Consider the following 13067-nt stretch of genomic DNA (forward strand, 5'->3'; position numbering starts at 1 on the left):
ATGGTCCGTTGATGCTATGAATAATATTTCTGTAATTTCTAACGGTACCACTTCGTGGGCGCAAGTAGATGTTACCGCCCCGGGACAAGTTACGGGGTTACAGTCCTCAATTGTTGGGATTCCCAACAGCGCGTACCTGAGCTGGGTCACTCCAGGCGATAATGTTTATACGTCAACTTTTGTTGCAGGGTCGGGATACAAAATCCAGTATTCTACGGTATCCGTGACGTCGTGGGTGTCCGAAAACGCGCAGGTTGTTGTGTCCACTTCCGGTATTGCGCCGGGGCAAAGAGTGTACATTCTTGTCACCGGTTTAGTTGCGGAAACTACTAACTGGTTCCGTATATGGGCGTATGACGAACTTGGGAATTATTCTGTTGTTTCTGATTCTATTACTTTTACGCCGTCGCCATTTTCGTACGAAATACTGGATTCTGACGGTTATACCGGCGCGTATCCGGTTGTTGCAGTTGACAGCAACGGGTATCCGCATATCGCGTATTCCGCTGGGAATCCGTTAAAAGTGAAGTATACGAAATGGACCGGCAGTGTTTGGGTGTCAACTAATGTTGATATAACGTCTGAAAACGGAGACGATACTTATGTTTCTCTCGCGTTAGACGGTAATGATTTGCCGCATATAACATTCACGAAAAATTCTAACTTGTTCTACGCAAATTTCAATGGCGTTAATTGGTCAACTTCGGTCGTCACTACGTACGCCAATTTTTCGTCAATAATAGTGGATCCCGCGGGGTATCCTAATATTGCGTACGCGGATTCATTGGTGTCAAACTTAAAATTTGCGCGGTGGTCCGGTACGGCGTGGTCAACATCAACGGTAGACAGTGTTGGCACCACAACCCGGGGGCAGTATTGTAACCTCGCGATTGATGATACCGGCAAAGCATACATATCTTATTTAGTGACAAATCCTGAATACAACCTGATGGTTGCGCGATACAATAATAGTGTATGGACAACAGAAACCGTGTACGGCGCGGAAACAGAAATTAATTATGCCAGCTCGTTGGCGATGGATGGCGAGCGTAACCTTCACGTATCTTTACGTCAGGAAACTGGGAAAGATTTGTACTACGCGAAATATTCAAACAGCGCATGGGTGGTGAACCCGGTATATACAAACGGCGATGTTGGGAAGTACAATGCTATCTCACTCGACGGTAACGCTAATCCGGTTATTGCGTACAGCGAGTATGTTGATGCTACCGACGAAAACTTGATGTATTCCCGTTGGAACGGCACGAACTGGATAAACGGTTGTATTGATGCTCAAACAAGAGCGGGAACGGTTTATCCTATGTCAGTGGCGACAAATAATAGCGGAACGGTATATATCGCATATTTCGACGCTACGTCAAGCGATCTAAAACTTGCTGTATGGTCAAACTCGGGGTTAGCGAGCCCTGTTGCCGGTACGCCGAGGAGTAAAGCGCAAATGCCGAAGTTGGTTGGTACATCAGCTGTGTATTCCAGCAGCATTACCTGGTCGTGGGTTGACAACGCGTCAAATGAAACAGGGTACCGGTTGTATGCTTCAACCACAGCAGGAGCAAGTTATCAGCTTGAAGCTAACGAGTCAACTCTTGTGCCAAACACACAGTCATATACACAAGTGTTATTGTCGCCGAACAATCCATACTCAGTGTATGTTGCAGTTGTAAATACCGGAGGTGTTGCTTATACTGCCGTTGTCACAACATATACGTTGTCGTTGCCTCCGACAGATATCAGCGCGGTTGCGCTCAGCAGCCATTCAGTATGCGTTACCTGGTCCGCCAACGGTAATTCCGGTACTACCCGCTGGGGTATTGAACGGTCAACCGATAATTTTGTGGCGTCCAATACAACCGTCAAGTCGTATAACGATAACTTTACGAGTACGTCGTTCACGGATTCCGGGTTGGTTAACGGTACACAATATTACTATCGTGTAAAATCGTTTAACTCTACCGGCGCAGCTGCAGGAAATAATTCGCCTGTATCCGCAACGCCGTCTAACGGATTGAACACCGCGCCAAACGCAGTGACTGATTTAACCGCAGTGCCCGGTGATACTGCAGCGCAGCTCAAACTTACCTGGACCGCCACCGGCGAAAACGGTACTGCAGGCGACTTGTCTAACGCACAGTATAAAATACAGTACGCTACTTATACTCCGGTATGGGATATGAATAATGCACAGGTGGTAATTACGTCCAATATTGTCGCCGGTGCTTGGCAATCAAAAGTTGTTGCGGGATTAACTGAAAACGTTGTGTATTACGTAACGCTTTGGATTGGCGACGAAATAGGGAACTGGTCCGGAATATCCAATGTGTCATCGAGTACGGCAAAAACAACGCTGCCTGCAACACCTACGGACATGAACGGCACTGCGATTTCCGGGACAAGTATTTTGTGGTCATGGACTGATAACTCGGCGACTGAGAACGGGTATATTGTCCGCACAAGTACGTCCGGCATTGTTGCTGAATTGGGAAGCAATACTACCTACTGGACTGAAACCGGCCTATCGCCGAATAAAGCATACACGCGCGATTCGTACGTGTACAACTATGGCGGCGGAATCGCTGGAACGCCTGCGGTTATGTATACTTTGGCAAACCCGCCGGTAAACACTGGGTTCAGCGATGTGCAAAACACTTCAATTACAGTCACATGGTCAATAAATTCTAATCCTACAGGGACAAGATGGGGGATATCGCGGTCAACCAATGGTTTTGTTGATTCGACAGTATTAGCGTCTTACGCGACAAATCTTACTTCTACAACATATAACGATACCGGGTTAGATACTGGTACAAGGTATTATTATAAAGTGTTGGCGTACAACGATGCAGCAGGGCATCTGGAGTCAAGTTACGACACCGCTGTATCGGTAGTTGCGGAATACGACGTTATGCCGCCGGCAGCGTTGACTGAAATCGTTGCGATACCCGGTGCTGATGTTGGAATCCTGGATTTGTCGTGGATAACGCCTGGCGATAACGGGATGTCTGGTATTCTCGAACCTGGAGCGCAATTGGCGGTACAATATTCGTCATACACAGTCAATTGGGCGACGGCTGCTGCTCAGGTCGTGGTTTCTACTTCAAGCGTATCTCCCGGTACACAGGTATTTCACAGGTTTAGTACATTAACTGCCGGTGCAACGTATTACGTAAAAGTGTGGTATTCCGACGAACGCGGGAATTGGTCTGATATTTCAGAATCCGCAACGTGTTACGCGCAGGCAAGGGATACTGTTTTGCCGGGTACGCCGTCCGGGTTCACAGCGTCGTCGGGTATTCTTGTACGGTTGCAGTGGTTAGCTGGTGGTGATAACAGCAGCACAGGAGATGTCGTTAACGGTAAATGGCGAATCAGGATGTCTTCTACCGTTGGCGCAACGTATGATACTGCGGAGTACAGCGTAGCAGTTACGACTTCTTACGCCGCAGGTAGCACACAGAGTGTTAATGTTACTGGTATTGCGTATAACGTTACGTACTACTATTGGCTCAGCGGACAGGACGAAACTGACGGGAACTGGTCTCCCTGGGTGACAGCAACTTATTTCCTTAACGACACAACCCCGCCAACAGCGCCTGGTACACCGGCGGATACCGGGGTTTATACGATAGACAATACTCAGGTCGTGTTCGTGTGGACAGGTTCTGCGGATACAGAAACCGGGCTAACCAAATATTTGATATGCGTTGGCACGTTCTCCGGTGGTACAAGTGTCTACAATAATTACGATGTTGGTAATAATACGTGGACGTTGTTGTCCGGATTAACGTTACAGTCGGGAACTGTGTATTACGCAAAAGTTTGTGCGATGAATAATGCCGGGCTTTTCAGTAGTTACAGCGGGAATAGCGACGGTATTATGGTGGATACAACCACGCCTGTAATTAACGGTAGTGTTAACGACGGTATTAGTACTGATGTTGATATACAGTTATCGTCCGGGACATTGTGTATTAACTGGACGGCAGCGAGCGAACCCGAAAGCGGGATTAAGGAATATCTTGTCGCAATTAGTACTGCGGAAGGTGAAAACTCGGTAAACAATGTGTTGGAATGGTCCAGCGTCGGGGTGCAGTTGAGTACTGCAGTAGTTTCATCTGCGCTTGAGTACGGGCGAACGTACTACACAAAAATTAAAGTTGTGAACAACGCAGGGTTAAGTATTGCGGTAGTAAGCGACGGCGTGGTTTTGGATAACACCACTGTTCCGCCTGCGCCGGTGGCGTTCAAGGGTATCGTGCTGAGCTCGGACTGCGTAAAGTGGTCATGGGAATCTGGTACAACGTATATATCGGGATTCTACATAAAATCTTCTACCGGCGGGATCGTAGCGGTGCTGCCCGCAAGTACGTCGGAATATGTGGAAACCGGGTTGTTGGATAACCAGCAGTCAGCGCGGTACGTCGAAGCGTACAATGTTGTTGGCAGCAGCGCAGTGCCGGTGGTGAGTGTTTTCACGTATGTAAACACTCCATCGTCGGTAACTGTTGTTTCTACTGCTCAGCACGTGCTCGGGCTTGCATGGCCGGCAGGGCGTGCCACAGCGTTTAAAGTTGGTATATCTTCTGACAACGCCGTGTGGGCAATCGTGGCGGACAAAGTCGAATGTACAACATCGGTTGTCACAGGATTATTGCCCGGAACAACATACACGGTAGCGCTATGGTATTACAATGCGGATTATGTGTTGTCTATCGATAGCGCAGTTGTTGCGAATGTTGTTACTATACCGTTGGAACAAACGGTGATGGTGCCAACAGTAGCTGCTACGGAAACAAAAACGTTTACCGTTAACGGCAGCCAGCTCGAAATCCGGGTCGAGGTCCCTCAGGGGACGGTTGATAAGCCTGTGTACGTAGCAATTAACCAAAACGCGGAACTAGCGCCTACAAATCCGGAAGTAAAACAAAAAATCGCGGATGCTATCCAAAAACTGGATGTTATTTTAACGGATAAACAAATTGTGTCGAACGTTGTTGAGTTAAATATGTACGACCTGGCAGGCAGTAAGGTCAGCGGAAACTTTGCGCAAACTGTCACGTTGTCAATCCCGTATCTTGACGTCAACAACGACGGGTTTGTGGATAACACCACGCCGCTGTTGAAAGAAAAGTCGTTGAAAGTGTACTTGCTTAACGAAGCAAACAGCGCGTGGGAACTCGTTGGCGGTGACGTAGACGAAACGTTGAATATTGTGCACGTAGCTGTAAACCATTTCTCGGTCTATACAGTTATAGGCACGAAAATGCCGGAGAACGATTTGGCAAAAACAAGGGTTTATCCGAACCCGTATAACCTCGGGCTTGGAGTTAACGGTATTACATTCGACTACCTAACTGCAAAAGCGAGGATCATGATATTCACTGTTACCGGCGAGCTTGTGTTCGACCAGACCGTCGAAACTGCGGGGAAATACCAGTGGGACATGGCTAATACGTCAGGCGGTACGGTTGCCAGCGGGGTGTATATTTACAGAATCACAAATCCGGACAACGCTGCAAACGTGAAAACCGGGAAACTAGCGGTTGTGAAATAAGTTGAGATGTTTTCTAATCGTCTGTGAAACGATTATTGAGCGAGTATAACATCCGTTGTTTCTATGCCTAGAATCCTATGGTTATCCGTAATGCTGGTAATAGGCTTGAGACTATACTCCACACGATACCGCTGAAGAAGTAGTATCCTATCACCATACCGATAAACATCGGGATAAGTTTGCGGTAAAGTTGTACACCGCCTATCCGCAGAATTATTAGTTTCGCGAGCCATGCAAGAAAAAATGCCCACCAGTAAAAGTATCCCCGTGTCGCTGCGAGGATATAGCCTAACGGGTTCAACGGGATGTTTATCATAAGAAAATTACGGATCCCGAATAAACTAAGCGTAGTGATAAACCCTGCGGCTTCCGCTGTGATTTGACCTGTCTTTGGCGGTAACGGGGTTTTGATATACGCAGCGGTATCGTTCCATGCTTGTAAACAATAACCTACACGGATATTGTCGATACGCCCGGAAAAGTTTGCAAGATGCTGCGCACCGAACTCATACGCTGTGGGGAGGTACATCATTACCCCAACGATAAAACCAAACGCTACAGCGCCTAACCCGAGTAACGCTATACCTTTTCTTGAGATACCGCCGGCTTTATCGCCTAACTGGAAAGCTTCAAGCTGGTAAATTGAAGCTTGATTTAGGAACCCGCCGTGGATAAGAAAATGAAAGTTTGTCATTACACTAACGCCTTGGATATCCCCGCCGGGGATAAAAAATGCGGAACCAAACGTATCAATTGGCGCGTACTTTATCTGTGAGTGCAAAAATAACCATACTGCTGGAGTACCGGTTTCCGCACGGATACGGCCGTATACTATGACAAAACATAGGATAAACCCGAAGAAACACGCGGAGAGCCATAATGGCATACCCGCAGCAGCGCAAAAAAGGATTAACGCTATAAACCCTGTAAGCCCGCCTAAGACTGCTATGCGATAAGTGAATGGTTCAGTGGTATCGTCAATAGCTTTTGTTTTTGTGAACACGTTCTTTAGTACAGCTGCGAGGTGTTTTCTTGAGACATACAAAATTATGAGTACCATCGCGATATTTCCGCCGATTGCCTGTGCTTCCGGGAAAACTTTACCCCCGGCAACTGAACCTGTAGCGGTAAGTATTACGGTAAGGATGTTGTTAACCCAGTAAAAAAACCATACTGAAAAAAGTATTTCCGTTGAGATAAGGTATCCCAGTCCAACAATATCCCATTTAAAAATCATTGCTGTGGAAGATATTGATTTCAGGGGGTATTCCGTAAAAAATTTTCCCATCGGGTAAGAGTATACTACTGCCGGGAAGTCGGGGTTTACCGCGTGAAGCATTAATAGTATTTGGTACCCGCCGGCAAAACAAAATCCTATCCACATTAACGGGTTTTTTAAAAACGGCGGGGTTTTATCGGGGTCAAGTCCTTGCTCCGGTGTTGCCGCTGCGTCGGTAAGGTATAACGGTATTGTTGTCAGAGGGAAAGTTAAACGTTCATTCTCAACCCATTGTTTTCTTAATATTATCCATACGCACATTATTACCCACCAGTAAACCACAAAAAAAAGTAGCCATAAAGATAATGGTTTGATCCAGTGTTTCCACGGTACCGCTCCGCCGGGGCTGCCTTCAAAAAACTGATTTATTACATCCATATCCTGTAGGCTAAGCCATGAGGGTAGTTTGTCAATTATATCCAAAAAACCGTTATCCGGTGTCGCGAAGTAGCGCGGAACCGCTAGGTAGGGAAGTAGTGCCTGTATGATACCCGTGCCGGCCATCACACAGCCAATGGTTGTAAAAATGTATATCGTTATGAGTTCGCCACGGGAAAAGTTGTATTTTTTACCAACCATATTGATAACCGGGTAGAGTACTGCCAAAAATATGAGGATTGCCATACCGTGCATTGTTGGGACAGATTCTGAGATTGCACAGGTAGCGGAAAGTAGTTCTGATTGCCGGGTCCATAATGAACCAAGGATTACAGAAACAAAACTGATCAATAACGCTCTTAATGTGATACCGGTTTTCATGTGTCTTTTATTCCTTTACTAAAAAATATTTTATTTATTGTTGAGAAATAATGTGCTTTCCGGAAGGTATTGTAAACATAACATACCCGTTGTCCTCATCAACTATTCCTTTTTTCGATACAACGGAACCGTTAATTTTTATTTGCCCGCGTATTTTTGGTGAAAGGTTTTTGGGAATCCCGACTATTGCTTTTGTACCTACGGGAGATGTTAATTTCATTGAATATTTTGAAGTATTATTTATGATTTCTACTTCAATATCACCTTTTACAGAAGGAACTTTTATACTCAACGATTTTAAGTCAAAAAGTTGGGGTAATACATAAAAAGTTTCATATCCGGGTGTTGCCGGGAATATACCGGCGATATATTTACTGATGATAGTTAAAGGCGCACCGGACCATGCATGGTTTTTTGTTCCGAGAACAAAAAAGTCTTCCCACAAAGTTGTGTTTGAGTTTTTTACAAGTTTACCATATCTCTCACGCATTCTTGTTAGTGCATGTTTACCGTATCCCATTTTGAACATTGCTTCCAGGACATAGCCTTCCATATAGGGCGTTGAATTGTTTACTTCCAAAAATATTTTTAGAATGTGTTCATATTTGCTTTTATCAACTAACCCTGATAATACTGCTAGCGCATTTGCGCGGTCATCGTTTGATTCACCGGAACGGTAACCATCATCTTTCCAATACAGTTTATCAAAATTGTTTTGTATAACAGATATCCTGTCACCATAAATCCTGCAATCCGATCTATTACCGGTTAATTCCGCAATTGTATTCGCAGATTTTAGTGCTGAAAGATACCATGCATTCTCTAGTACAGGGCGGTCAACGTTGATCCCGTGGTCAAACCATGCCCAGTTGCCGTTTCTGGGGATAACTGAACCATCAGCGTTTAGTTTCCATAAAAGGATATACTTTTTAATTGATTCATACGCATAAACTAAAACACTTTTATCTCCGCTGTGCAGGTAATATGTCATTATCATGCCAATCTCGCTGATAGCATTAAGTGATTGCGAAGGTAATTCACTGCACTTAGTGCCCGGGATGTTTCCCCTGAGGATATCGCCGTTTTTCCAGTTGATAAAATCGTGGATCGCTTTTTTTGTAAGTAAGTCCGCGGGACGTCCAAGCGCATAAAATGTTTGGGGAATTTGTGAGCTCACATCACCAATCCATTGTCCTCGTTCCCTGTCAGGACAATCCATATAATTGTCGCGCATACAAATATATAAGGTTCTGCTGCATTTATCATAAAGTTTATTGATAAATTTGTCGTTACAGTTGAACCTTCCTTCAAAATCAACGTTATAACCTGTCTCCCTGAATTTTAAGTTAAGGATTTCAACTTCATCGGGGAAGGTAAATATTACTTTTTCTCCAAATAGCCAGTCGTAAGCTTCAAATTCCTGGATGCCGGGTTTTGTTAGATATTCAACCCTGTGTGATTTATAAACATTTTTGTCATCACCAGGGCCGCCATGGACTTCATACCGGTCAGTGCGGATATCTATGGATAAACCGCCTGTTTTTGATTTTATTCTAAAAAAAGGGGTTATATGTGCTGCATAGGGGAGGTCGGCTTCTACTACGAGTTTATTGCCTGTTTTTTTTGTGAAGGTTTTACAATATTTTTTTAATCCATAATCTTTCCATAATGGTATAGGTCTCGGTGATAAGTTGCCCCAGGGTTTGATTCCGGCTTTTCCTTTTTCAGTAGCATTTTCCCAGCCGGTATCGTCATACACGGGTTTATGCCAACCCGGGATATCCTGCCTTGCATCAAAACCTAGATTGTGTCCTCCGTATAAATATGATGGATTGGGTTCTGCGGTTGGGTAATATCCAGGATGAACTTTTGTTTTCCAGGTATTATCGCTGATCAGTGCCAACCTGGGGGATTTTGTTTGAAACAAAAAACCGCCTTGGCCGCTGTCAACGTTATTACGTCCGGAGTTGCCCCAGTACCAGACAAGCGCAGCAATGGTATTTCTGCCGTTTACAAGATATTTTCCAATGTTAATAGTATCAAAATACCCGGCTCCGGGTTCGGGGCCGCGGTTTAAGCCGCCTTCGAATACTACTAGTTTACCGTTAATCCATAACCAGTATTTAGAATCAACTGAAACAGCGGCTTCTAAATCCTGGGATGGATTGTTGATAACAAAACTTTTACGGAAACACATCCACGTATTAGCCGGGTTGTTGTCATGATTCCAAAGCCAATTTGCGATTAATTCCATATAACCTATTATCCCAATTATTTTCTTTATTAAACAAGTAGTATTTAGTGATTACACAAACCACACGTGGTATCTTACGCCTTTAAAAAATGCGGCTATAATCGGCCATAACACGCCGGTTAAGAAAAATGTGCCGATTGCTAATCCCAGAAAAAAGGGTATGAATTTGCGGTATAATTTTATCCCGCCCATCCGCATAATGAGTACCTTTGCAATCCATGCTGCAAAGAACGCGGACCATAGATTATACCCGTATGTCGTAGCAACAACATAGCCTATTGGGTTTAGTATAAACCCGGAGGATACATATTGCCGTATAAAGGATAGTATCAGGGTAATAATAAATCCTATGACTGTCCATGTTATAAGTAAAGGATTATTTGATGACGGTAATTGCAGCATTTTGGATATTTCGGTATATGACGTAAGGCAGTATGCCAATCGCTGGTTCGCAAGCGTGTTCAATCCGTATTGATAATACGTTGAGAGGTAGATCCAGAATGCAAGGATTAAACCTATGAGCATAGCAGAGATTCCTACCCAGGTCATTATACGTTTTGAAAACCCTGTTTTATCGGCTAATTGATAACTTTCAAGCTGGTAAACCGTAGACTGCGTAAAAAACCCGCCGTTTGCTAGGAAAAAAAACATTGGCAATGCTGAGAGTGTTTGGAGTGTACCCCCGATCTTGAAAGCGTCAATGCCAAATACATAAAACGGGCTTTGCCGGATAATTGTGTGGGGATAAATCCATTGCGAGGGTATACCGGTTTCCGCACGGATACGGCCGTATATGAAAAGTGTACCAAAGATCAGTAAGAAAAACCCGGTTGCAACCCACCACGCAATACCGGCTGCTGCGCAAAAAAGTATTATTGCTATAAACCCTGCAATTCCGCCGAAGACTGCTATGCGGTAGGGAAGCGGTTCTTTACTATCATCAATCTCGGGAGTGTTAAAGATAGCTTTTTTCAGGGCTATTTTAAGATGCCGGCGGGAGATCCAGATTATCATCACGATTAATGCAAGATAACCGCCGAGTGATTGTTGAAGATTATGTGGAAATCCTGGTGTTGCGATATGCATGGCATATCCAAAGACACACAAAAAGTTTTCAATCCAGTAAAAGATAACGATTGATAAAAGTATTTCCGCAGGAATAAGGTATCCAAGCCCTACCAGTTCAGGGCGGTAGTATATTGTTGTATTAGCAATGTTTTTCCACGGGAATTCTGTTAAAATTTTATTGAACGAGTATGACCAGCCAATACACGGTATCGTTGGGTCAATCGCGTTTAGCATGTTAGTTAACTGGTACAATCCAGCGATTGCAAAACCTGCCCACATAAGTTTATTTTTAAAAAACGGTACGGCGGTATCATCTTTTCCTTCAATTGATTTTTCGGTGATGATACTGTAGGGAATGTTTATCAACGGAAACCCCAGGTGTTCAGTTTCTGCCCATTGTTTACGCATAACTGCCCATATACACGTAGCAACCCACCAGAAGAGAACAAAAAAAAGTAACCAAAACGCTAAAGGCCCAACCCAGTGTTCCCATGGAACTATGCCGTTGAAGGAACCTTCAAAAAAACCGCGGATAGTTTCCGGGTCACGCGGGCCAAGCCATGAGGGTAGGTATTGCTGCATCTCAGCAAATTTATTTGTTGGTTCAGCGTAGTAAAAAGGTACGACGAGGTACGGGAGAAATGCTTGGGTTATTCCTATACCGGACATCACTGACCCAATGGTTATAAATGTGTATATCAAAACAAGTTCATTTGCAGGCAAGCTAAATTTTTTGCCTATGAACTGGAGTATAGGATTGAGTAACACTAAAAACATGATCATTGTCATCGCGGTGATCGGGACTACGGATTCTGTTATTTGACAGCGGGTAGCTAGTACTTCAGATGAACGGATCCATAGTACGCTTATGAATACGCCGATTAAACTAATTATGATCGATCGGATAGTAACTTTATTATCCACTTAATGTTTTTCCTTTATTATTGAAAACTATAATATTTTGAGTTTTTGTTCAATATAATACAAATAGTTTTCGTAGCTAACATCCGGGGGTACCCTGTGGTCAACTGTGGGGATATACCCGCCATCGTCAATCAACGGTTTTAGTTTTGCAAGTTCCGCATCAATCGCAGCCTTACCTTTTGCAAGTTCGAGTTTATTGACTCCGCCGATTAACAAAGCTTTTTTACCCCAGCGTTTACGTAGTTCCAGCGGGTCAGTCCATGCGGCTTCTATGGGGAACATACAGTTGATCCCGCTCTCCAGCCAGCCAGGGACGAGTTCGTATATGCATCCATCGCAGTCTAATACGTTGACGTCAATACCGTAAGTTTTTAGTTTATCCGTAATACGTTTATACCGCGGGACCATGAGTTCTTCAAACAGTTTCGGTGAGCACAACGGGCCGTGGTTATAGGCCATGTCTTCCCACCACGCAGCAAAGTCTACCTCCAACCCCGGCAATGTTTGGTCGATCATGTATAATGTCATTTGTGTCAAATGTTCCATCATGTCTTCAACCCAGTCTTTGTCAGTCATCATTGCAATCGAAAAGTTTTCTACACCCATCCAGTTACGCAGCCAGCCGTATAACGAACCCACACTTACCCGCACAGGCATACCTTCGGCATGTGCAGTGTCAACCAACTTCTTCCATTGTTCTTTCGGTAATACCCGTCCCTTAACGAGCGGGTCAAGTTTTTCTTTCTTAATCTTATCCCAATCCTCACGGGTTTCTAATGAATATTTGATATATTTCGGGATTGAGACCGCGGTTTTTGAGATTTCGCAGATAACGCCGTTACCGTCAATAATTATCTGGTGGTCGCCCTTATCTTCCAGAACTTCGCGTTTGAAGCCCGGTAAAAAAGCGTTGCGTAGCGATATCGTTGGGATACTGTCCATACCTTCGAGTTTAAGGTGTTTTTCTAGTTGTACTGCGTTCTTAATTTCCTTGGGTAACCCTTGTGTATGCCAGATAGGAATAGTTTCGTTCCAGTACCCGAAGTCCATGTTAGGTACGCGGTCAGCTTTCTGCCAGTGCATAACTTTGTTAAACCGTTCACGCGCGTTCATTCTATAAACTCCTCCATGATCTATAATTCAAAACTTTAAATTATTCACGTTTTTAAGATTATAAAAAATAATATAATAAACATCAATGATAAACAGTT

Annotated in this window: 5 protein-coding genes; 1 reads left to right on the top strand and 4 read right to left on the bottom strand. The window is 44.3% G+C overall.

The window, feature by feature from the left end:
* Positions 1–16 precede the first annotated feature (16 nt).
* Positions 17–5572 (top strand): fibronectin type III domain-containing protein, encoded by a 5556-nt coding sequence (locus WC955_07340; protein ID MFA5858864.1) that lies wholly within the window; start codon positions 17–19, stop codon positions 5570–5572.
* A 67-nt stretch (positions 5573–5639) separates the two neighbouring features.
* Here WC955_07340 and WC955_07345 read toward each other — a convergent pair whose 3' ends face one another.
* The 4 genes from WC955_07345 to WC955_07360 are packed head-to-tail and all read right to left on the bottom strand — an operon-like array spanning position 5640 to position 12969.
* Positions 5640–7610 carry a DUF6785 family protein gene (locus tag WC955_07345; protein MFA5858865.1) on the bottom strand — a complete coding sequence of 657 codons (1971 nt, stop codon included), beginning with the start codon at positions 7608–7610 and terminating at the stop codon, positions 5640–5642.
* Positions 7611–7644: 34 nt separating this feature from the next.
* On the bottom strand, positions 7645–9864 hold the full coding sequence (locus WC955_07350; GenBank protein MFA5858866.1) for an alpha-L-rhamnosidase C-terminal domain-containing protein: 2220 nt from the start codon (positions 9862–9864) through the stop codon (positions 7645–7647).
* 51 nt (positions 9865–9915) lie between these two features.
* Positions 9916–11856 carry a DUF6785 family protein gene (locus WC955_07355; protein ID MFA5858867.1) on the bottom strand — a complete coding sequence of 647 codons (1941 nt, stop codon included), beginning with the start codon at positions 11854–11856 and terminating at the stop codon, positions 9916–9918.
* 27 nt (positions 11857–11883) lie between these two features.
* Positions 11884–12969 carry a uroporphyrinogen decarboxylase family protein gene (locus tag WC955_07360; protein ID MFA5858868.1) on the bottom strand — a complete coding sequence of 362 codons (1086 nt, stop codon included), beginning with the start codon at positions 12967–12969 and terminating at the stop codon, positions 11884–11886.
* Between the last annotated feature and the right edge of the window lie 98 nt (positions 12970–13067).

This window comes from Elusimicrobiota bacterium (assembly GCA_041658405.1).
Lineage (GTDB): Bacteria > Elusimicrobiota > UBA5214 > JBBAAG01 > JBBAAG01 > JBBAAG01.

What these genes read in the sequence shown, in the direction of transcription:
- WC955_07340 (MFA5858864.1), top strand. Translation starts at nt 17, where the DNA reads ATGAATAATATTTCTGTAATTTCTAACGGTACCACTTCGTGGGCGCAA.
- WC955_07345 (MFA5858865.1), bottom strand. Translation starts at nt 7,610, where the DNA reads ATGAAAACCGGTATCACATTAAGAGCGTTATTGATCAGTTTTGTTTCT.
- WC955_07350 (MFA5858866.1), bottom strand. Translation starts at nt 9,864, where the DNA reads ATGGAATTAATCGCAAATTGGCTTTGGAATCATGACAACAACCCGGCT.
- WC955_07360 (MFA5858868.1), bottom strand. Translation starts at nt 12,969, where the DNA reads ATGAACGCGCGTGAACGGTTTAACAAAGTTATGCACTGGCAGAAAGCT.